Annotated in this window: 20 protein-coding genes; 11 read left to right on the forward strand and 9 right to left on the reverse strand. The window is 60.4% G+C overall.

Annotated elements, in window-relative coordinates:
- Positions 1 to 17 precede the first annotated feature (17 nt).
- The gene (gene nasA, locus HALTADL_RS16400) at positions 18 to 2,129 is read right to left on the reverse strand and encodes an assimilatory nitrate reductase NasA (RefSeq protein ID WP_265472935.1); all 2,112 of its coding nucleotides are present in this window, start codon (positions 2,127 to 2,129) and stop codon (positions 18 to 20) included.
- Positions 2,130 to 2,550: 421 nt separating this feature from the next.
- Here nasA and HALTADL_RS16405 point away from each other — a divergent pair, with 421 nt between their 5' ends.
- Together HALTADL_RS16405 and HALTADL_RS16410 are read left to right on the forward strand one after the other, a co-directional pair.
- Entirely contained in the window at positions 2,551 to 4,011 is a 1,461-nt protein-coding gene (locus HALTADL_RS16405) for an ATP-binding protein (RefSeq protein WP_089673609.1), read from the forward strand.
- Positions 4,012 to 4,028: 17 nt separating this feature from the next.
- Positions 4,029 to 4,901: an MBL fold metallo-hydrolase gene (locus tag HALTADL_RS16410; protein ID WP_089673627.1), complete on the forward strand. Its 873-nt coding sequence runs from the start codon at positions 4,029 to 4,031 to the stop codon at positions 4,899 to 4,901.
- Positions 4,902 to 4,906: 5 nt separating this feature from the next.
- On the opposite strand, the gene HALTADL_RS16415 is transcribed toward HALTADL_RS16410, so the two are convergent.
- Positions 4,907 to 5,332 (reverse strand): VOC family protein, encoded by a 426-nt coding sequence (locus HALTADL_RS16415; protein ID WP_089673608.1) that lies wholly within the window; start codon positions 5,330 to 5,332, stop codon positions 4,907 to 4,909.
- A gap of 323 nt (positions 5,333 to 5,655) precedes the next feature.
- Here HALTADL_RS16415 and glmU point away from each other — a divergent pair, with 323 nt between their 5' ends.
- A complete protein-coding gene (gene glmU / locus HALTADL_RS16420) occupies positions 5,656 to 6,867 on the forward strand; it encodes a bifunctional sugar-1-phosphate nucleotidylyltransferase/acetyltransferase (RefSeq protein ID WP_089673607.1) in 1,212 nt (403 codons plus the stop codon).
- Here glmU and HALTADL_RS16425 read toward each other — a convergent pair.
- Positions 6,857 to 7,150 (reverse strand): winged helix-turn-helix domain-containing protein, encoded by a 294-nt coding sequence (locus HALTADL_RS16425; protein WP_089673606.1) that lies wholly within the window; start codon positions 7,148 to 7,150, stop codon positions 6,857 to 6,859. The genes glmU and HALTADL_RS16425 overlap by 11 nt on opposite strands.
- A 221-nt stretch (positions 7,151 to 7,371) precedes the next feature.
- Between HALTADL_RS16425 and HALTADL_RS16430 the strand changes: the two genes are divergently transcribed.
- On the forward strand, positions 7,372 to 7,665 hold the full coding sequence (locus tag HALTADL_RS16430) for a hypothetical protein (RefSeq protein ID WP_109561568.1): 294 nt from the start codon (positions 7,372 to 7,374) through the stop codon (positions 7,663 to 7,665).
- 74 nt (positions 7,666 to 7,739) lie between these two features.
- On the opposite strand, the gene glmM is transcribed toward HALTADL_RS16430, so the two are convergent.
- Positions 7,740 to 9,074, reverse strand: coding sequence for a phosphoglucosamine mutase (glmM, locus tag HALTADL_RS16435; RefSeq protein WP_089673605.1), 1,335 nt, complete (start codon positions 9,072 to 9,074; stop codon positions 7,740 to 7,742).
- A 232-nt stretch (positions 9,075 to 9,306) separates the two neighbouring features.
- Here glmM and HALTADL_RS16440 point away from each other — a divergent pair, with 232 nt between their 5' ends.
- A complete protein-coding gene (locus tag HALTADL_RS16440) occupies positions 9,307 to 10,269 on the forward strand; it encodes a sugar phosphate nucleotidyltransferase (protein ID WP_089673604.1) in 963 nt (320 codons plus the stop codon).
- Positions 10,270 to 10,366: 97 nt separating this feature from the next.
- On the opposite strand, the gene HALTADL_RS16445 is transcribed toward HALTADL_RS16440, so the two are convergent.
- The 3 genes from HALTADL_RS16445 to HALTADL_RS16455 are packed head-to-tail and all read right to left on the reverse strand — an operon-like array spanning position 10,367 to position 13,797.
- Positions 10,367 to 11,623 carry a TIGR00341 family protein gene (locus HALTADL_RS16445; RefSeq protein ID WP_089673603.1) on the reverse strand — a complete coding sequence of 419 codons (1,257 nt, stop codon included), beginning with the start codon at positions 11,621 to 11,623 and terminating at the stop codon, positions 10,367 to 10,369.
- A 4-nt stretch (positions 11,624 to 11,627) separates the two neighbouring features.
- Positions 11,628 to 12,848, reverse strand: coding sequence for a cation:proton antiporter (locus HALTADL_RS16450; protein ID WP_245708508.1), 1,221 nt, complete (start codon positions 12,846 to 12,848; stop codon positions 11,628 to 11,630).
- Between the two features lie 10 nt (positions 12,849 to 12,858).
- Positions 12,859 to 13,797 carry a transposase gene (locus HALTADL_RS16455; RefSeq protein WP_015911568.1) on the reverse strand — a complete coding sequence of 313 codons (939 nt, stop codon included), beginning with the start codon at positions 13,795 to 13,797 and terminating at the stop codon, positions 12,859 to 12,861.
- A gap of 250 nt (positions 13,798 to 14,047) precedes the next feature.
- Between HALTADL_RS16455 and HALTADL_RS16460 the strand changes: the two genes are divergently transcribed.
- From HALTADL_RS16460 to HALTADL_RS16480, 5 genes are all read left to right on the forward strand, one after another.
- The gene (locus HALTADL_RS16460) at positions 14,048 to 14,536 is read left to right on the forward strand and encodes a cation:proton antiporter regulatory subunit (RefSeq protein WP_089673513.1); all 489 of its coding nucleotides are present in this window, start codon (positions 14,048 to 14,050) and stop codon (positions 14,534 to 14,536) included.
- A 48-nt stretch (positions 14,537 to 14,584) separates the two neighbouring features.
- Entirely contained in the window at positions 14,585 to 14,806 is a 222-nt protein-coding gene (locus HALTADL_RS16465; RefSeq protein ID WP_089673512.1) for a hypothetical protein, read from the forward strand.
- 67 nt (positions 14,807 to 14,873) lie between these two features.
- The gene (locus tag HALTADL_RS16470; RefSeq protein ID WP_089673511.1) at positions 14,874 to 15,125 is read left to right on the forward strand and encodes a hypothetical protein; all 252 of its coding nucleotides are present in this window, start codon (positions 14,874 to 14,876) and stop codon (positions 15,123 to 15,125) included.
- A 63-nt stretch (positions 15,126 to 15,188) separates the two neighbouring features.
- Positions 15,189 to 16,064, forward strand: coding sequence for a homoserine kinase (locus HALTADL_RS16475; protein WP_089673510.1), 876 nt, complete (start codon positions 15,189 to 15,191; stop codon positions 16,062 to 16,064).
- Positions 16,065 to 16,128: 64 nt separating this feature from the next.
- Positions 16,129 to 17,808: a hypothetical protein gene (locus tag HALTADL_RS16480; RefSeq protein ID WP_177171950.1), complete on the forward strand. Its 1,680-nt coding sequence runs from the start codon at positions 16,129 to 16,131 to the stop codon at positions 17,806 to 17,808.
- A gap of 9 nt (positions 17,809 to 17,817) precedes the next feature.
- Here the strand turns inward: HALTADL_RS16480 and pdxS are convergent, their stop codons facing one another.
- Positions 17,818 to 18,726 (reverse strand): pyridoxal 5'-phosphate synthase lyase subunit PdxS, encoded by a 909-nt coding sequence (pdxS, locus tag HALTADL_RS16485; protein ID WP_089673509.1) that lies wholly within the window; start codon positions 18,724 to 18,726, stop codon positions 17,818 to 17,820.
- A 209-nt stretch (positions 18,727 to 18,935) separates the two neighbouring features.
- On the opposite strand from pdxS, the gene HALTADL_RS16490 reads away from it, so the two are divergent.
- Positions 18,936 to 20,129: a carboxylate--amine ligase gene (locus tag HALTADL_RS16490; protein ID WP_089673508.1), complete on the forward strand. Its 1,194-nt coding sequence runs from the start codon at positions 18,936 to 18,938 to the stop codon at positions 20,127 to 20,129.
- A gap of 43 nt (positions 20,130 to 20,172) precedes the next feature.
- Here HALTADL_RS16490 and secY read toward each other — a convergent pair whose 3' ends face one another.
- Complete coding sequence (secY, locus tag HALTADL_RS16495; RefSeq protein ID WP_089673507.1) at positions 20,173 to 21,648, reverse strand: preprotein translocase subunit SecY; 1,476 nt, start codon at positions 21,646 to 21,648, stop codon at positions 20,173 to 20,175.
- Position 21,649: the final 1 nt, after the last annotated feature.

The following is a 21,649-nucleotide window of genomic DNA, read 5'->3' on the forward strand; positions in this document are numbered from 1 at the left end:
GGATGACATAACTCTCATTAGTCGGCCCCTGCGGTCGGCGGTGTCTCCGCATCCCGTGTTCCACTCGTCGAACTGACCTCCTCGTCGACCGCGACCAGCCGCGCGGCACACTGTTTGAAGTTCGGCTCCGCGGATTTTGGATCGACCGCCGGATGCGTAAGCCGGTTGGCCGCCGGATGGTGGATCGGGATCCAGACCATCCCCTCGGGCACCGCCTCGTCGGGGTCGACGGTGGCAACAGTCGAGCCACGGGGTGTCTCGATCCTGATGGGGTCGACGGTGGCAGACGGGAGCGTCTCCGGATTGATTCGCGCAACGATTGGGTCGACGTCGTCGCCAACCGCCTCTCGGGAGCGAATCCCCGTGTTGTAACCGTCCTTCTCGCGGCCAGTGGTTAGGGTGAGTGGGTACGACTCACTCGGCGGCTCCGGGAGGCCGGGATCGGGGGCTGTCGAGAAGCGCGCGCGACCCGATTCGGTCTTGAAGGACCACGCCTCGTCGCGGCTCTCGGCGTCAGGATCGAAGTAGCGGTAGCCACCGGATTCGTCGAGTGCCGGCGCTGGCCACCGAACCGCGTGTTCGGCCTCCAGACGCTCGTAGGAGATCCCCGAGCAGTCGGCCTTGGTTCCCTCGGTAAGGGCGGCGAATTCGTCGAACACGTCGCTCGGGTCGGGATTCTGATCGGTGATCACGTCCGGAGCCACGCGGTTGCCGACCGTACAGATGATGTTGAGATCCGTCCTGACGCCGGGTGGTATCTCCGTGGCCCGCCGAACGCGGGAAACGGTGCGCTCCATGTTCATCGTCGTCCCCTCGGACTCGCCCCACGTCGCCGCGGGCAACACGACATCGGCGTACTCCATCGTCTCGCTTTTAAATGAGTCCTGAACGATAACGAACGCCTCCTCCAGTTGCTCACGGACGGGATTCGTATCCGGCATGCCAACGATTGGGTTCGTTGCCACGGTCCACAACACGTCGGGACAGTCGTCGATCATTGCGACTGGACCGGGACCTGTGTCATCGGGCAGCCGCGAAACGAGGACGTTCCACACATCGGCGGTCGTCTGTCGTTCGTCGGGATCGGTGTACTCCCGGTGACCGGGCCACGAGCCTTTGGAAGAACAGACCCGCGTGCCCATCGAGTTGGCCTGCCCCGTCAGCGAGAACGGCCCACAGCCCGGCCCCATGTTGCCGGAGGCCAGACAGAGGTCGATTAGCGCGCCCGCGCTCGCGGTGCCGCGAACGCTCTGATTGATCCCCATTCCCCAGTAGATGAGGGTATCCTTTTCGAAGGCTGCGGCCAGCTTGTCGACCTGCTCCATCGAGACGCCTGCCCGCTCGGCTGACTCCTCGGCCGGTGGTAGGGAGTCCCTAACGCCGTCGAACCCCTCGGTGTGGGCCTCAACAAACTCGTCGTCGACGCGGTCGGTCTCGATCATTCGCGCGAGGATCGCGTTGGCCAGTGCGAGGTCGCCGCCCGGCGCGGTGTCGATATGACCATCGGCGTTCTCGGCGGTTTCACTCATTACGGGATCGACGACCAGCAGTTCGGAGTCCTCATCGTCGGCAGACTCCCTGATCCACCGGTACATCACGGGGTGGGCGACTGCGGGGTTGGCTCCCCAGACGAGGTGGGTTTCGGCCTCGGGGATGTCGTCGTAGGTCGGCGGCGGGGCGTCACTGCCAAAGGCATCGTAGTAGGCGGTGACTGCACTCGCCATACAGAGGGTCGTATTGGCGTCGTAGTTGCGGGTGCCGAGACCGCCGCGGGCGAGTTTGCCCAGCGCGTAGGCGGCTTCGATTGTCTGTTGGCCGCTACCCATGATCCCCACATTGTCAGAGTCGACGGCACGGGCTTCCTCAATGGCATCTGTCGCCCGGTCGAGCGCATCCTCCCATGTCGACCGGACGAGTTCGCCGTCTTTTCTGACTAACGGACGAGTCAGCCACTCACCCTCCGGATCGGCGGTTTCGCTAATTCCCCGGCCACAGGCGAGCCCGCGACTGACTGGATGGGCCGCATCGCCCCGAACGGTGTCGAGCCCATAGCCCTGGTCGACGCCATGGGTGACGTGCCCGCAGCCGACCGCACACCGCATACAGGTGGTCGGTACCGGATCGCTCACCGACCTACCTCCCGTGAAAGATCATGATGTAGTTTTGACCGCATGTGTGACATCGGCACTGAAAACATAGTGGATTTCACTTTTGCTCGTGTTCATCTGTGTGTTTGCATCGGTAAAACGCTAATCGTTTAGCTAACAATATTTTTGGTGCCCTTAGTGGGCAGCTGTCGTATATACTATGGAATATAATGGCCTTATATACATCATCCACCGTGTTTTGGACAGAAAAACTGACTAAACGTACTTCTTTTTCACTCGTTACGGAACTCCGTATCCAATACTGTCAGTGACACTCCGCGCACGAGAACGGTCGACGGCTGTCGAAAAGGGACCGAATTCGGCTATTGTGGAGTGGTAACTGGTCACAGCAGGGATGTATGCTTCGACGGTCTTAAGCGACCGTAGTTCCAATCTGTGTGGGATGAGTGACCCGGCCTTGGACGTGGTCGAATTCGTCCTGACGACCCATCTGTACAACGACGACCGGTCGTTGGACGAAAACGATCTGCCACCTCGGTTCAGGCAAGTGTTTTGGACCGAGAACAGTTCGTCCGACGAGAGCGAAGCGGGGGATAAATCAACCGAGCCACAGCCGCCCGGCCGCATCGAGCGGCCGCTACGAGCAACCGAGTCGGTGACTCGCACCGCGACGGGCGTCGACCGACCGTGGGAGGCAGTCTCGGATCTGCTGTTTACCCAACGCGAGGAGTTTTCCAACGAAATCTCGCAGACACAGCCCGAGATGGCAGTCGACTGGTATTTGGAGCGAGCCGACGACGAGCGGCTCCGGACGAACCCAACTATTGTGTCGACCGTCGAAGACGAGCCCTCGGTCGACGTGACCCACGAGGAAGCCCGGGAGAACAACCGCCCGATTCAGGCCGACCGGGTCTGGATCGATGCGCTGCTCTCCCAATACTTCGACTCCGAGGACGACGCCGAGATGCTGGATCTCGTGCAGGTGCGGGCTCCCGAAGAGATCGAGATGCAGTTGGACGACCTCGTGTTGACCGCCGATCAAGAAGGCGAGATTCAGAAGATCGTCAAGGCAATCGAACACCGGGATTATTTGGCCTCGATTGGCCTCCGTGAGATTGGGAAACTGCTGTTCGTCGGCCCGCCGGGAACCGGTAAAACCACGATTTCACGGGCATTGGCCCACGAACTCGGCTTGCCGTTCGTCGAGGTCAAACTCTCGATGATCACCAGCCAGTATCTCGGCGAGACGGCCAAAAACGTCGAAAAAACGTTCGAGGTCGCCAAACGGCTCTCGCCGTGTATTCTCTTTATCGACGAGTTCGACTCGGTCGCCAAAACCCGGCGGTCGGACGAACACGCTGCGCTCAAGCGCGCGGTCAACACCCTGCTAAAATCCATCGACGACATCTCACTGATCCGCGACGAGGTGCTGTTGATCGGCGCAACCAACCACCCCGACCAGCTGGATGCGGCCGCATGGCGGCGGTTCGACGAGATCGTCAACTTCCCCAAACCCGACCGTGGAATGCGGGCCGATATCCTCGAAGTCGTCACCAAGCAGATGGATATTGCCGACTTCGATCCCTACGAAGTCGCCGGCAAAACCGAGGGGCTGACCGGCAGCGACCTCCGGATGGTGCTTCGGGAGGCCGTTCTCGAAGCGCTCACCGAAGAGCGGATGAAGATCACACAGGAAGATCTGATGAATGCAGTCGCCGACTTCGAGGAGCGGGACAACCTCAAAAACATGGACATGATCGACGGCGATGGCGCGGACCTTACCGGCAGCGGCAGTGGTCACGACCACGATCATGATCATGACGATCACGACCACAGCCACGACGAGTCGAACACGGGGCACTCCGGCGGCGAGCAGACCGTCGACGCCAAGACACAGGATTAGCTCACCCCGAGATGACGATCCGGGTCACACTGTTGGGGACGGGCGACACCACGGGCACACCGACAGTCGGCTGTGACTGCGACACTTGTCGGGCCGCCACAGAACGTGGCATCGAGCGCAGCCGGTTTTCAGTACACGTCGAAAACGAACGCACCGGCGAGTCGTTACTGATCGACCTGAGTCCGGATTTCCGCCACCAGTTTCTCCGTGAGGACGTCGACCTCCCGGATGTAGCGATCATCACCCACATCCATTTCGATCATATCGACGGGTTAGGCAATGCCTACCGGGTTTTCGACTCGCTTCCGGTGTACGCCGCAAACGAAACTGACCCCGCAACCGGCGAGTCGGTCGCCGACACAGTGAGGGACAAGTACGACTATCTCGATGCCGTGACCGTCGAGGATGTCACACCCTTCGAGTCGGTCGAGGTCTGTGGCCTCGATCTCACACTCGTTCCGGTCGACCATCCGCCACTCGTCTGTTATGGACTGGTGATCGAAGATCCCGAAACGGATGCAAAACTCTCGCTGTCCGGTGATACGAGCTACGACATCCCAGAGCGGTCCCGCGACCGGCTCCGGAATCCCGATCTGTTTCTGGCCGATGGGATCGTCCCTGCCTCGCTCTGTGAGCATCATCCGCTGGGAGGCAAAGACCACGATGACGACGGCGTCCCGCGGACGTTCGGCACCAAACACATGACACGTGAGGGTGCGCTCTCGCTGGCCGCCGAACTCGATGCGGAGACAACGCGGCTGGTCCATACGGCCCACTACTATCCGGTCGACGAGGCATTCGAGGAGCCGCTCGCAGTCGACGGCGAGCAGTACCGGCTCGATGGCACCGGTGTCACGCGTCTCGACGCCGACACCACCGGTAGCCAGTAACTACCTCAGGCGTCGAGTTCGAGAATCTCGATCAGGTTGTCCTCCGGGTCTCGAAGAAACAGGATTCGCGTCCCGGTCTCGGTTGTCTGTGGCGAACTCAGCGTCTTGACGGTCGACGGGAGCTGCTCATAAAAGACATCCAGATTCTCGACTTCGAGACCGAGATGTGTCGCCCCGGTGTCGTTGAGTTGCGGAACTGATCTCCCTTCGGCAGGTGGCTCGTATTCGACCAACTCGATTCGAACCGAGCCGCCGTCGAGATGGGCGAACCGCGCGCTTGCCTCTTCGATGTCGACGCCGGTTGCGAACGCCTCGCCCGAGACCTCGAATTCGGCGATAACGGAGCAGTCGAGGATGTCACGGTAGAAGTCGACTGCGCGGTCGAGATCGCTGACGGTGAGTCCAACGTGGTGGCTCTGTAGTTCGGGCATACGTTGTTGCTCCCGGCGGGCACCCAAAACGCTTCGTCCTTCAGTCGGGTGGTAGCCGTCGACTACTGCGTTCGAGCGCCGCCAGCGGGCTGTCTGCGAGGATGAAACAAGGGCCGGGAGCGGCGACCGGCAGTCATTACGCGTAGCTACTGGCCGCCTAACAAAGCATCCAATCGCTCGTTGAGCAGGTATGTCTTCGAGACGGGCTTTGTGCAGTGACGGATCATCCTGTAGACGTCCCCAGCGGGTGGAGAGCCCGTCGACCGGGCGGTGACACAATCTCACAACCAAATCCATTTCACGATCCTTCAACACCATATACTATGCAAACTGTCGTCCTTGCGGCCGGTGAGGGGACACGCATGCGTCCGCTGACCGCCGCCCAACCCAAACCGATGTTGCCGGTGGCGGGTAAACCCCTGCTCGAACACACCCTCGACCGCGCAGTCGAGGCCGGAGCTAACCGACTGATCGTCGTGGTTGGCTACGAATCCGACCGCGTCCGGGACCATTTCGGGAGTCAGCACGGTGGCGTCGACCTCGAATACGCGGTCCAAGAACAACAGCGCGGCACTGCTGACGCCGTCAACGCGGCCGCAGAGCTGCTTACCAACGACCCCTTTGTCGTACTCAACGGCGATGCCCTCTACGATCAGGCGTCGCTGAATACCCTCTACAGCAACGGCCCGGCGGTCGGCTCCTACCGCGTCGACAACCCGAGTGCCTACGGCGTGCTCCAGCTGGCCGAAGGCGACGACAGTCGGGTGACTGGCGTCGTCGAGAAACCAGCCAACCCCGAGTCGAACCTGATCAACACCGGAGCCTACGTGTTTCCGGCCGACGCCGAGGAACTGCTTAGCGTCGAGACGTCCGAACGCGGCGAGTTAGAGCTGACCGACGTGCTTGAGGCGGTCTGTAACCGGGAGTCGGTGACCGCCGTGCCGTTCGACCGCTGGCTGGATGTCGGCCGCCCGTGGGAGCTGCTGGCGGCCAATGAATGGCTCTTAGAGTCGCTTTCGACCCGCCTCGACGGCGAGATCCACGAGAACGCCGACCTCAATGGGCCGGTCGTCGTCGAGGAGGGGGCCACGATCAGGTCCGGCGTGAGCATTGATGGACCGGTGTACGTCGACAGCGGGGCAACGGTAGGACCCAACGCCTACATCCGGGGGTCGACCTATCTTGCCCCCGACAGCAAAGTCGGCCACAGCGTCGAAGTGAAAAACAGTATTCTCATGGCAGGGGCGACGGTTGGCCATCTTTCGTATGTCGGCGACAGCGTGCTGGGCCAGCGGGTCAACTTCGGGGCGGGAACGAAAGTGGCGAATTTGCGACACGATGGCCAACCGGTCAAACTTACTGTCAAAGGCGACCGCGTGTCGACCGGTCGGCGAAAACTTGGTGTGATCGTAGGCGACGACGCCAAAACGGGAATCAACACCAGTCTGAATGCGGGTGTCGTTCTCGGGGCGGGGATGACGACCGAACCAGGCGAAGTGCTGGATCGCGACCGCTGGGAGGATTTTAAGAGCTAATTGGGGTGTCGGTGTACTCCTGTTCGATCCGTTCGATTACGTCCCAGTTGTCGACCACCGCTGGTGTGATCTGATAAATAACACCGTAGGTGTCGCCCGTGTTCGTGATGAGATCGTGTTCGGCCAGTACCGAGAGGTGGTGGCGGACCGTCGTGTAGTCGAGGTCGAGGTCGCTGGCGAGCCGGTTGGCGTTCCGGGGGCGATCCCTGAGCGCCCGGAGCAGTCGGAGTCGGTTCTGCCCGCCACTTGTCCCGGTCAGAACGTACCACAGTACACCGTCCATTATCCATACCACTCAACGGGAGTTGCTAAGGCTGATGGCCATGGGTTGACAGGTCACAAGAATCGAATAGCTACCAACACGAGGCGTGACCTCAGTCGACCGGGAGAGATACGAAACGGATAGCAGCGTTTTGGATACCAAATAGGGAACGAGTACGGAACGAGACCGGAGAGAATCCGGAAATCGAACAAGGGGCTCGGCGATGAATGGTCCGACGCACAATGCCTAACCAGAAGCGTCGAACGCTCGTGAAAGCCGTCGGTGGTATCGCAACTGTTGGATTCCTCGCAGGGTGTGCAGAAGATGGCGGCGGAGAGGATACAGAAGCTGAGAACGAAACTGGAGGCGGGATGGAGACCGGTAACGAAACCGAAACTGAAACTGACAACGAAACCGACAACGAGACCGAAGGCGGGATGGAGACTGGTAACGAAACCGGGAATGAAACCGGAAACGAAACCGGGAATGAAACCGAGAACGAAACTGGCAACGAATCCGAGGACGGAATATTGTAAGCAAGACGGGACAGAGTAGCCGGTTCGTTCTCTCTATAGAACTGCCTTCCAGCCACACTGCTCGTTGTTTCGGGTTACGATGATCTCGTCGCCGCAGTCACACGGTCGACTGCCTCGGTCCGGAGCCGTTCGGCAGCCGACTCGGTTCTGGCTTCGGCGGTCACACGAACGAGTGGTTGGGTCCCACTGGCTCGAATGAGCACCCACCCGTCGTCGGTCTCGATCCGGACGCCATCGGTCGTGTCGACATGTTCGAACTCCGCCTGCACAGCCTCGGCCACGCGGTCCATGACGCCTTGTTTGTCGTCGACTGCGATGCTCTCTCGGAACAGCGGGTAGTTCTCAATGTGCCCGACCTGCTCGGCAAGCGATCCCTGTGTGCCGACCAGCGCCGCGAGCTTGCAGGCCGCCAGCGGCCCGTCCGGACACAGCGTTTCGTCGGGCCAGATCCACGCCCCGGAGGGTTCGCCACCGAAGACAGCTTCGGGATCGGCGGCCGCCTCGGCGACGAAGACGTCGCCGACTTTGGTTCGCTGGATCTCCCCACCGGCGGCGGTAATCGCATCGTCGACACAGAGGCTCGTGTCGACCGGGACGGCGACGCGGCCACCACCGGCCGCCTGGACTGCTCGCTGGGCGAACAGCGCCAACAGCACGTCCTTCGGGACGAATGTGCCCGTTTCGTCGACAGCCATCATGCGGTCGGCGTCGCCGTCGTGGGCCACGCCGAGGTCGGCGTCGGTGTTGCCGACTTGGGCACAGAGGGCGGTCAGCGTCTCCGCAGTCGGTTCGCTTGGCCGTCCGGGGAACGAACCATCCGGCTGGGCGTTGAGCGTCGTCACGTCTGCGCCTGCCTCGCTGAGTGCCGCTGCCGTCACCCCGCCGACACCGTTGCCCACGTCGACGACAATCTCCAGATTCTCGACGGACTCGTGGTCGACTGCTTCGAGGAGGGCGTTCTTGTGAGCGGCTGTGGCTGTCTCGTCGCGCTGTCGACCGCCCGATTCGTCCCACGCGGCGAACTCGGAGGCCTCCCGGTCGACGATCTCGGTGATTCGCTGGCGGCGGTCGGTATCAAAAGCTTGGCCCGACGGCGTCCACAGTTTGATTCCGTTATCGGGAGCCGGGTTATGGGAGGCCGTGATGACGACGCCTGCATCCGCATCGAGTCGACTGATACTCCGGGCGAGCGTTGGGGTGGCCACGCGACCGAGATCGATCACGTCGGCACCGCACTCGCTAAGTCCCGCCGCGACCGCATCGGCCAGAAACCGGCCGCTGTCGCGGGCGTCACGACCGATCACGACTCGCTGGGCACCGTCGGTAGCAACTGCGCGTCCAATCGACAGCGCGAGATCCGCAGTCACCGTATCACCGACTGGACCACGCACACCACTTGTTCCGAACATACGGGAGCAATCGTCGACCAGCCATATTAGTAGTCCGAGAATTATCTCAACTGAACGATCAACAGGAGAAATCAACACCGAGAACAGTACTCAAACAAAGAATCTATGCGGAATATATTGCCATTCTATTCAATCAGTTATGAGTAGTAACAAGGCAATATACAGTCTGTAACGACTGTTTGTAATCACCGCAAGGAAAGACTATAAGTTAACAGAGACAGGTTAGCATGGTATGGATGCAATTGTTCTTGCCGGTGGCTATGCCACCCGGATGTGGCCGATCACGCGGAACCGACCGAAGATGCTCCTCCCGGTTGGCGACACGACAGTAATCGACAAAACGCTCGCTCAACTCGAAGACGACGACGAGATCGAGGATATCTATATCAGTACCAACGAGCGGTTCGCCACGGACTTCGACAACTACGTAGAGGAGCAGGGCTACCAGAAGCCCGAGCTGTCGGTCGAAGACACCAGCGACGAAGACGAGAAGTTCGGCGTCGTCGGCGCGCTCGCCCAACTGATCGACCGCGAGGAGCTCGAAGACGACCTGCTCATCATCGCCGGTGACAACATGGTCGGCTTCGATATCGCGGACTTCGTCGACTTCTTCGAGGACAAACAGTCGCCAGTGCTGGCGGCCTACGATGTCGGCGATCTCGAACGCGCCAAATCCTACGGGTTGGTCGAACTCGACGGCGACGAGGTCGTCAATTTCCAGGAGAAACCTGACGAACCCAACACCACCCTCGCCTCGATTGCCTGCTACGCCTTCCCGGCGGACGTCCTGCCGAAGTTCGATACCTATCTCGCCGACGACCAGAACCCCGACGAGCCTGGCTGGTTCCTCCAGTGGCTCCAGAACCGCCAGTCTGTCCACGCCTTCACCTTCGAGGACGTCTGGTTCGACATCGGCGAGGCCGCGGCCTACCTCGACGCCGTCGACTGGAAGCTCGGTGGCGAACCGCTGATCGCCGACGACGCAACCGTCGAAAACAGCGAGCTAAACGGCTCGACTCACGTCATGTCCGGTGCAACTGTCAAAGACTCCACGGTCACCGACTCACTGATCTTCCCCGACGCCCACGTCGAAGACGCCGTGCTCACCGACACCGTCTTCGACGAGAAGGCGACCATCGAGGGACTCGATCTCTCCGAAAGCCTCGTTGGCTCCTACAGCCAGCTCAGCGAGTAGTCGATACACCGTCTCAGTACGCTTTTATTTCCTTGCTAACGGGTCGCGAGACAGTGGTAATCTGGCCCTACCGACCGAGATGGAATGTTTAGACCAGTTAGGCAGTATCTACTTGTTCAGTAATGACGGTGACTGGGACGTCGACACCCGTCTGTTGACGAATTCGTTCCCGTATCGCAGCAGCGGCTGGCGGATTCTCGCCGTAGACGGAGATCGTCACCGCGGTCGGCTGCTGGGTGACTAGATCCGCGCGATACTGGATGTCGACAGCCAACAGTTGGTCGGTGGTGTCTTGGGCAATCGCCTTGACCTGACTTTCGAACGCCGCGTTGTCGCGGGCATCAAGCGAGCTAACGGCCAAAAACGAGGTCAAAAGCAAGACCGCGAGTCCGAAAATGGCCAGTCGACCGATAGTGGCTCGCCGGGCCTGCTGGGCGTCGTACCACTGGGTCGGCTTGTAGCGTTTGACCCAGATCGTCACGATGCCGGCGATGTTAATCGACAACAGGTTGACCAACACCAACACACCTGCGCCGATAGCGAGGCGATGGTCGCTGTAGGCGATGCCGAGACCGACCGACGCGGCTGGCGGCATCAGGGCGACGGCGATCATCACGCCGACCAGTGCCTCGTCGGCTCCGGAGGTCAGCGAGAGTGCACCGGCGGTTCCAGCCCCCAACGCAATTGCGAGCGCCAGCAGTCCGGGATGGGCGCGTTCGGCAACCTGTTGGATCAACAGGAGTTCGAGGTTAGGGGCCAACAGGAACCGGTAGGCGACCGCAAACAGTGTCGCACTTAGGACGGCAACCGCAAGCCCAATCGCTTGCGAGCGAACTCCCTCCCAGAACAAAGCGTTGTTGTCGTCGTTGATCACGGTGCCGACACAGGAGGCCATCGCTGGCCCGATCAGCGGGGCAATTACCATTGAGCCGACGACAACCGCTGCGCTGTCTTGGAGCAGGCCCGCAGTGGCGACGATGGCGCTAATGATCGTCAACACGAGGTAGTTCGTCGTGCTTCGAGAGAGGTTTCGGGCTTTGGTCCGGAGTTCGTCCCGCGAGATGCGGTCGTTTTCGCCCCCGTCTTCGTCTTCGTCCTGTTTCTCCTCGAACTGCTCGGAGACGATGGTCTCGACATCGGTAATGACCATATACCCTTCCCGTTCGACGCCGACATCCCGGAGTTTGTCGACGATTGCCTCGACATCGTCGGACTCGGCTGGAATGTAGACGATGTCGCTAAAGCCCGATTCGGAGCTCTCTTTGGTCATTGCGAATTCGATGTCCTCGGCTTCGAGAATGTCGACGACCGTGTCGTGTTTCCCGTCAGGGACAAGTGTTTGGATCAGTCGCATGGGATTAGTCGGCTGGGTCGGCTCGGGTGGTGGTTGTGCGGTCGGGGATGATACTGTCGAGGACGCTGGAGTACTGCATACAAACGGTTCCAAGAATGCTCATCAGCAGGACGTAGCCGACGGCGAACGCCGGGATCGTCTCGGTGAGCACGGGTCCGGTTCCGGCGGCCGCGACCGTTGCGATGATTAGCGAGAACTCACCGCGAGTGACCATTCCCGTGCCGACCCGAACCGACCGGGTGTGGCTCAGCCCGTAGACCTGGCCGCCCCAGTAGCCACTGAGGAGTTTGGTCGGCGTCGACACGATAATTGCGACCGCCAGTAGCCCGGCGACGCCGACGACCAGCAGCGGGTCCGTGATGAGTCCGATCCAGAAGAAAAACACTGCTGCGAAGGTATCGCGGACCGGCTCCAAAAGCGTCTCCAGTTCGTGGACGTGGGTCGTTGAACTGAATGCCATCCCGATGAAAAACGCCGCCACGGCCTCGCTGACACCGAGAGCCAGTGCCGCTCCCGCCACGAGGACAGTGACGCCGACTGCCCGGAGGACGAAGTACTCGTGGGACTCGGTGGTGAGCAGGCGCTCGAAGAGCGCGTTGCCGAACTGGACGAGTAGCAGAAGGATAACAATAAAGCCGACCGCGATGCCGACCGATTGGACGGCCTCGCTCACGTCACCGCCGCCAATAACGAGTGCCGAAATAACGGCGAGATAGACGGCGATAAACAGATCCTCAAAAACGAGCGTGCCGAGCATTGGATTGGCCTCGTCGTTGGCGATCCAGCCGAGATCGATCAGTGATTTGGTGATGATCGCACTCGACGAGATGTAGATGATTCCGGCCATCAGCGTTGCGGCAATGAGATCACCGAAAAACAGATAACCGAGGGCGAACCCAACCGGAAAGTTGATTCCAAGATCGATGAGTCCGGCTTTGCCGATCAACTCGCGGCTTTCGAGCAGTCGGTCGAGATTGAACTCAAGTCCCAGAAAGAAGAGCAGAAAGACGATGCCGATTTCGGCACCAATCGAAATGAACTCGGTTTCTTGAATGTGCGGCAGCCCGAGTCGACCGATGACGAACCGACTGAACAGAATCCCGGCAATAATATAGAATGGAATGACAGAGAGGCCGATTCGCTTGGCGAGGGCTCCGCAGAGGGCAACCACCGCGAACATCACGCCGACTTCCAACAGGAGGGTAGCCATAGAGGAGGGTGTCATAGAATAGTTCTCATAGCGTGATGACGGTGCTTCCTGGATTGTCTCCGCGTTCGTCGTTGGTGATCGCAATAACGAGACGAAGGCACAGCGCGAGGAACACTTGTGCTCGTGCGTGGACGCGGCCTCGGGCGCGAACGTGCCCGAGGCCGCAGTCCTTGACGGCGTCGTTGGTTCGTTCGACTCCACTCCGGCGGTTGTACGTCTCGTCTAGCGTCGATTGCTTCAGCTGAACGTCCTCGCTGTGTTCGTCGATGCGGGCTTCGACCCTGTACTCGATGTCTTTCGGATCGTCGGTGTTTCGTGCGTTGTACGGAGCGACTGGCACGACCCCTGCGGCCAGCAGGTGGTCGTGCCAGCCGAGCGTGTCGTAGGCGCTGTCTCCAAGCATCCAGATCGGTTTCTCGACGGCGAGCGCGTCACACGTGACGCGCATCGCCGTCTCCTCTGGCGCTTGCTTGCTCTCGGTGAACTCCGCGGCAATCGGGATCTTTTGCCCGGTCGAGACGATCGTACAGCCGTAGCCGTGGTAGTACTCTTCGGCGGTTGGATCGTAGCCTTTCGACGCGTCTTGGTCGGCGGGCATCGTCCTCACGTCGGTGGAATCGATGGAGTAGGTCAAGTCGAGCAGGCCGCGGCAGGCGGCCTGCTCGACGAGGCGGTCGAAGACCTCGTCGACGACGTGTTCGAGGTCGGTGAGGAAGCGATCGACCGCGTCTCTCGACGGCGGTCGATCGAAGCCACAGCTGAGCCAGACGACCGTGTTCTGGAGTTCTCGCGTGACTGGACGGATGCCGTAGACGTTCTTGTAGTAGCAGTGCAGGAACGCTCGGAAGAGTGCTGGTGGGTGATGATCTCGTGTTCGCCCCCGGCGAGCGGGGGCGAACACATCGAATTCTTCGAGAAAGTCGAACTCAAGATGCTCGAACAACGCGAGCGTCTCGGTCGCCATTACATTGAAGAACTCGTCGATAGAAGTCTCCTCTTGCAGGATGCTGGCGCTCGTAGACACAGTTCCAACATCCTGCGTCTTCGTGTGTGACGCTTTCTATGACACCCTCATAGAGGAGTATGTTATCCGTACTGTGTAGTCCGCCTTGATAAGGGTATGCGAATCCGGTCGACTGGCTCGGCATCGATCCGACCGACGCGGCATCGTCAATCGGGTGAATACTTATCCAACTATCCATATACTGTTAGATATGGACATCTCCGAGACGGATTTACCCGGTGTCGGCAAGCGGTTCGAGCTACCGGTGCATGACGGCTCGTCGCTGGTCGTCATCATTCACAACACCGGTAAACACGAGATATTTAAAAAAGAACACGCCGATGCGGACGCAGACCGTATCATCGAACTCAGCGAGGACGAAGCCGAGGCGTTCGGTGCGATCCTCGAAGACGTCCATTTCCAGCCAGCTGAGATGGATATGAGTTCGACGATGATCGGCGGCGACACCGTCATCGAGTGGTACACCCTCAACGAGGACTCGCCGCTGGCCGGCAGCACACTCAAAGAGAGCAACATTCGAAACAAAACCGGAGTTACCGTGATCGCAGTCGAACGCGGTCCCGATGCCTACCCCAGCCCGAGACCGTCCTTCGAGTTCGAAGTCGGAGACACCCTCGTGACGATTGGCCGAAGCGACGAACAGGCGGAGCTCGAATCGCGGCTCGGAAAAGCCGACTAACTGCGAACGAACCGAGCGATTGACACGGCTGGCCCTCCAAACCGGTGTATGGCCGAGACGAACCTTCGGGAGTTTCTGAGTTCAGACACCCTCCTGCTCGCACTGATTCTGTTCGTTGGTATCGCCGGCTCCGGCGTTGCTCGCTGGGGGCTCGGACAGCTCGGACTGAACACGCTTGGGCAGATCGTCTTTGTTATGGGGTACGGTGGAATGGTATTCGTGCTCTGGTATGGCTGGATTCGACCGCTGAACATCACTGGCCCACAGTAACCCAGTCGACACGGCCACCGGAAGAACGGAAGTTTAATGCGCGTTTCACCGCCACCTATCGATAAGAATGCTGCCGCTACAGCTCGTCGACTCGATACTGCTGAACTACAACATCGGGCAGATCATGTTGTTGGGGTTCATCCTGACAACGGTTGGAGCACTGCCACTGAAATCCCAGCAGGTGATCGGTCTCAACACGATCCTCTTCGGCGTGATCTTCGTGCTGACGCCGAAATCGCTGATGCCGAGTTTCTACCTGTTTTTGGGACTCACGCTCATCGTCATCGGACCAATCGTGTATGTCACCGCAGACAGCTAACGCGGTGGCGACACATCGATTCGGTTCGCTATCTTTTTGTCCCGACTGTGATAACCCAGCCGCATGATTACGGTTCGCGCGCCGGCGACGAGCGCCAATCTCGGGAGCGGGTTCGACGTCTTCGGGGTTGCCCTCGACCGGCCCGCAGACGTGATCCGTGTCGAACGCGCCGACCGGACCACCATCGAGATTACGGGCGTCGGTAGCCAGTACATTCCAACGGATCCTGAGAAAAACACCGTCGGGGCAGTCGTCGACGCCCTCAACGCCCCGGCACGCATCGAGATCGACAAAGGAGTTCGGCCCGCCTCCGGACTCGGCTCGTCGGCCGCCAGCGCCGCGGGCGCAGCGGTCGCACTCAACGAACTGTATGATCGGGGACTCTCGCGCAAAGAACTCGTCCCAATCGCGGCCGAAGGCGAGGCCGTCGTCTCCGGGGCGGCCCACGCCGACAACGTTGCACCCTCGATTCTCGGCGGCTTTACCATCGCCACCGAACAGGGCGTCGAGTCGGTCGACGCCGATATCCCACTCGTGGCCTGTCTCCCCGAAATCGCCGTGTCGACGCGGGATGCCCGCGAGGTCGTCCCCGAGACAGCCAGCATGGAACAACTGGTCAAAACCGTTGGTAACGCCGCCACGCTCGCAGTCGGGATGTGCCAATCGAACCCCGAACTCGTCGGCCAAGGAATGGCTGACCCACTCGTCACGCCGGCCCGCGCGAAATTGATTACGGGGTACGACGCAGTGTCGACGGCGGCCCAACAGGCCGGAGCGATTGGCGTCACCGTCAGTGGCTCCGGTCCCTCGATGCTCGCAGTCTGCCACGATGACCGTCGACGGGACGTAGCGACCGCAATGTTGGATGCGTTTGCCGATGTGGGGGTCGAAGCCCGCGCCTACCAGACGCGAGTCAGTCAGGGCGCGACACTGTTCTAAGCCACAGTTCACATCGTGTTGATAGTTTAGAAACAACTATCAGACGATTCGGATAACTCCCTGTATGAAACGGGATTTTAGCGACCGGTTCGAGTCGGTTTCGACCGGGAGCCATCTCGCCAAGCGAATCGCCCTCCTAACTGCGATCTGTGGCCTCGTCTACATCGCACGACCACTGGTTCACGGCGTCGTCTATCCACTCATCTACGAGCCAACGTGGCTGCTCGTCGGTGGGTCGACCCTCATCGCTGCGGTCGGCCTCTGGCTTGCGCCGCCGCTGACCACCGAGGGTAGACAGGTCGACGGCGGGTCACTGAGCCTATTTTTGAGCGATTCGGCCGTTACCAAGCTTGGGTTGTTGGGGACGCTGTTTGCCGTCCTGTTCGTCGTCGGCATGCTCTACTCCGTGCCTGCCGGGATGGTCACCGAGCGGACGCTCGCGGATCGGACGATGGCCGAGAGCCAGCAGATCGACGAGCTCCCATCGATCAACCCTGACAACCCACGGATCGTCCCACGCGCGGTCGCTGATATCCAGACGCGTGGGTCGACGTCCTACCGGACACAGCGCCTCGGGCCGAGCGATATCGCCCGGGCCGAAGACGGGACGTTAGCCTGGTCGTACGCCATCGAACCCGACGGGTTCCGGAACAAACTCCTGAGCAACCAGCGCGGCGTCCTGCTGTCGGATATGACCCGGATGGAAAACCGCCAGATAACCGCCTACGACGACCAGCAGTTCGCTATCGGTGAGGGGATGTATCTCCACCGAAGCGCCGACTGGAACCTCAAACGAACCGACTACCTGACGCAGTACCGCGACGACGCCGTCGAGTTCACCCACGACGGAACGGCCTACATGTACTACCCCAAAACGGGCCACGAGTGGCAACTGACCCCGCTTCCGCACACGGTGCCGGTCTGGGACGGCGGCGCACTGATCGCACCGGATGGGACGATCACCCACCTCTCGCCCGAGGAGGCCCAAGCAAGCGAGATTCTCGACGGACAGCGACTCTACCCCCTCTACAACACGGAGCGAGAGATGGCCTCACTCGGCTTCCGCAACGGGATCATCAACCAGCTCCCAGTTGTCGGTGAACACGCCGAACAGGTCGAAGTCGCCGAGATGCCCTCCGGAGCCGGCAACAGCCAGCCGTTCGTCATCGACCTCGCGGGTGAGCAGATGAGCTACGTGACCGCGATGGAGCCCTACGGCGAGGATTCCAGAGGGCTCGACGAGATCTTCTTCGTCGACGCCTCAACCGGCGAGATCCGGTATTTCGGAGCTGAAGACCAGACGCTCACCGGTCCCGAGCGGGCGATGGGAATCGTTCGGTCGGCCGACTCCCAGACCGGCTGGGGCGACAACTTCCAAGTCGTTGAGCCCGTACCTGTGTTTATAAACGACGAGCTGTGGTGGCACAGTAAGGTCGTTCCGACCGACAACACCGACGTGAGTCGGAACGTCTTCGTCAGCGCCGAAAGTGGGGATGCGGTCGAACTCCGGGATACGGCGGCTGTCCGTGAGTTTCTCGTCGGCGAAGATATCGAAAATATCGATGACGTCGACACCGAGCCAGCGCCCAACACCGAGGGCGTCGACTACTACATCGTCATTCGGGGCAGCGATGGCGAGGAACTCGAACGGATTCCCGTGGAACCGGGTCAGAACCCGACTATCGAGTACGTTCCGGCCGGTGAGGGCAACAGCGAGCCCGATCAAAACAACAGTACGTCGTAAAAAGGCAGTTTAGACGCCGCGATCCTGAAGACGTTCTTCGTCCGGAATCGACTCGGTCGACTGGCCTTTCATCCCACTACCGGCGGTGGTGGCGATTTCGGCGAGCGTCTCGGGATCGTCCCAGTTGGAGACCGCCTCGACGATGGCGTTGCCCATCTGTTCTGGCTCCTCGGCGCCGAAGATCCCCGAACCGACGAAGATGCCGTCACAGTCGTGGTGCATCATCAGCGCGGCATCGGCCGGCGTAGCGATCCCGCCTGCGGCGAAGTTGACGACGGGAAGTCGACCCATCTCGGCGGTCTCGTGAACTAATTCTCGGGGTGCGCCGTGTTCGCGGGCCCATTTTTCGCGCTCTTGGAAGTCGAGTCCTTCGAGCGTACGGATCTGGTTCATCATTGTCCGCTGGTGTTGGACAGCCTGGTTGACGTCGCCCGTTCCGGCTTCGCCCTTTGTGCGGATCATCGCCGCGCCCTCGTGGATGCGTCGGAGGGCTTCGGGGAGGTTCCGTGCGCCACAGACGAAGGGAGACGTAAAGTCGCGCTTGTCGATATGGTACTCGTCGTCGGCCGGGGTCAAGACCTCCGACTCGTCGATCATATCTACGCCCAGCGCTTCGAGGATCTGGGCCTCGGTGTGGTGGCCGATCCGAGATTTACCCATTACCGGAATCGAGACCTCGTCGATGATCTCGGTGACGTTGTTTGGATCGGGCATCCGAGCGACACCGCCGCGTTTGCGGATGTCCGCGGGGACGGCTTCGAGGGCCATCACCGCGACAGCACCGCAATCCTCGGCAATCCGTGCCTGTTTTCGAGTGACGACATCCATGATGACGCCACCTTTCTGCATCTGTGCAAAACCGCGTTTCACCAACTCAGTGCCGCGCCGTAGCGTCCCGAGATCAGTTGGGTCCGACATGAGATGTGGTTGGGTACGAACACACTTAAGCCGTGTTCTTTCGGCGTTTAATCACTGCCTACTAGGAGGACAATCAGATGAGTATACAACAGATATACAGTCTCAAAGGACAGCATATTTTACGCGTATGGTGAGTAGAGATCTTCATACGGAACTCCCGGTTGCGTAACTACTCATTACTAATACAGGTTCGGGACGATACTCTGTTCATGAAATGTCCGCAGGGGCCGTCGGTGCTGATCCCGACGGGATTTGAGCCGGGAAGTTACTCGTGTGTCCGGTCGTTTGCCCGGCGGGACATCCACACCATTGTGGCTTCGGAACACGAAAACGTGCCCGCGGCTGGCTCGCGGTTCTGTGACGAGCACCTGCTCATCCCCTCTCCATACGACGATCTCTTGGCCTACAAGGACGCCTTGATCGGTATTGCAGCCCGTTCCGATGTGAAGACGATCATGCCGCTGCGGGCACATGACCCCTATCTGTTTGCCACATATGCCGACGAGTTCAATCGCTATGTCGACCTCCCCTCTCCGGATTCCGAACTCCTCGGGGTCGTCCACGACCGGCTACAGCTCGCTGCGGCCGCCGAGGCCGCTGGCGTCGCCGTCCCCGAGACCCAACTGTTGACCGAGGTCGACGACTGGAGCCCCGAACGCATCATCAAATCCCGCTACAACCTGCTGACGAACACCACACAGAGCGGCTACACCAGCGCCGAATCCGAGACGGTCAAAACAGTCACCCATCTCGATCCCGGCGAACAGCCCGACACGGAGGCGCTCATCGGCGAGATGAACCACGTCCCCATCGCTCAGGAGTACATCCGCAGCGACAGTGAGTACGTCTTCGGCGCGCTCTACGACCACGGTGAGCCACTGGCAACCTTCCAACACCGCCAGATCCGTGGTGACTCCTACACCGGCGGCGGTGGCGTCTACCGCGAGACGGTGTCGATCCCCGAACTCGAAACCGCGGGCCGAACTCTACTGGATAGCCTCGACTACCACGGACTGGCCTGCATCGAGTTCATGGAAGCCGTCGACACCGGCGAGTTCGTCCTCACCGAAATCAACCCGCGGCTCTGGCAGTCCCTGCCCTGTGCGGTGCAGGCCGGAGCCGATTTCCCGTACTACTACTGGCTGCTGTCGCAGGGCCGAGCCGACGAGATCAACCACAGCTACGAGGTCGGCGTCGGCAGCCACCTGCTGTACGGCGAGTTGGGCTATCTGTTGAGTATCCTTCGGGAGGACTCTCCGTTGGTCGACAAACCCTCCTTTTTCGGCGAGTGTCGGTCGATACTCCAGTCGTGCTACGAGATGCCCCGCTTCGACAACTTCACTGTCGACGACCCAGTGCCGTTGCTACGCGGGATCAAACACATCATCAAAACCAAGCGATAGCCACGGCTCAGCGATGAGACCGATAAAAAACCGCGGGAAACAGCTACTCGTCGCCGAACATCTGCCGCATCATCGGATGCATCTCCATCATCTGCTCTTCGGCGATCTCCTCGTACAGTTTGTACGTAATGGAGACCGTCAGCAGCAGTCCGGTTCCGGAGACGTTGCCGATGGTGCCGAGCATGTTCGCCATCACGGCGAGCAGGCCGACGAGCGCACCACCGATGACGGTCACCTGTGGGATGTAGCGCTCCATGACCTTTTCGACGACCTGTGGGTTCCGGCGGAAGCCGGGGATCTGCATCCCGGAGTTCTGGATCTGTTTGGCGGTTGCCTCCGGCCCCATGCCGGTGGTTTCAACCCAGAAGATGGCGAAGATCGCCCCGCCGACCACCATGAACGTCAGGTCGATGGCGACACGGAGGCCGATCTGCCACGGATCGATGCCTGCGGGCGTCAGCCCGAGGAACCACATCCAGTCGGCGCGAGCCTGAATCGGTGCGACGTAGTAGAAGAACCCGTCGACGGGTTGACTATCGGCGTACACACCGAGTAGGGCTGGCATACTGTCGCCCATCTGGCTGTAGATGATCTGGCCGACGAACTGAACGTTCGCCTGCAGCGCACGGACGAGGATCATCGGCAGGACACTGGCATAGATGAGCTTCACCGGGAAGCGCCCACGGGCACCCCGAACACGGGCGTGACTCAGTGGGATCTCGACCCGGACCGATTCGGCGTAGACGACGATGCCGAAGATCAGCAGCGTCGTCACCAGCGCCAGTATGTTCCCGGGATCGAACAGTAGCGACTGGAACCACTGGGCGGTAAACGTCGGACCGAGTCCGATATCACCGAACAGGATTCCATACCAGCTGGCGAACAGGCCGGTTGCACCCAGCCCCGACCAGCTGAACAGCCCACCAATGAGCTGTTGGCTGACACCGGCGATAATGAACAGCCCGACACCGGAGCCGACACCCCACTTGCTCACGATTTCGTCCATGAACAGGATCAGGATGCCGCCGACGAACACCTGTGCGAAGATCAGGAGTTGCACGCCAGTGACGCCGATACCGAGTGCGTTCCCAACCGTTTGACTGGCTGGCAGGAAGTTGCCCGTGAACACCATCGGGGCTGCGGTCGCCGCAGTCACGATGAGTACAAGCAGCTTCTGGAGTCCTTGGTACAGCACCTGATCGCGCGGATCGTTATCCGTATCTAACCCCAGCAAGTTCGCGCCACCGAGCAGCTGTAGGACAATCGATGCGGTGACGATCGGACCGATCCCGACCTGCAGCACCGATCCCTGACCGCCCGCGAGGATCGACCGGAACTGGCCGAAGATATCACTGCCACCAGCATCCAGACCGAACAGCGCGATGTTGGTCAGGAAGAAGTAGATGCCAAGCACGCCGGCGGTCCACAGCAGTTTCCGCTTAAACGGAACGTGCCCCTCCGGACGAGCGACTACGGGCATCCTGGTCAACACCGGTTCGGCGGCATCCTTCCAACTCATA

The sequence above is a fragment of the Halohasta litchfieldiae genome (genome assembly GCF_002788215.1).
Classification (GTDB): Archaea; Halobacteriota; Halobacteria; order Halobacteriales; family Haloferacaceae; genus Halohasta; species Halohasta litchfieldiae.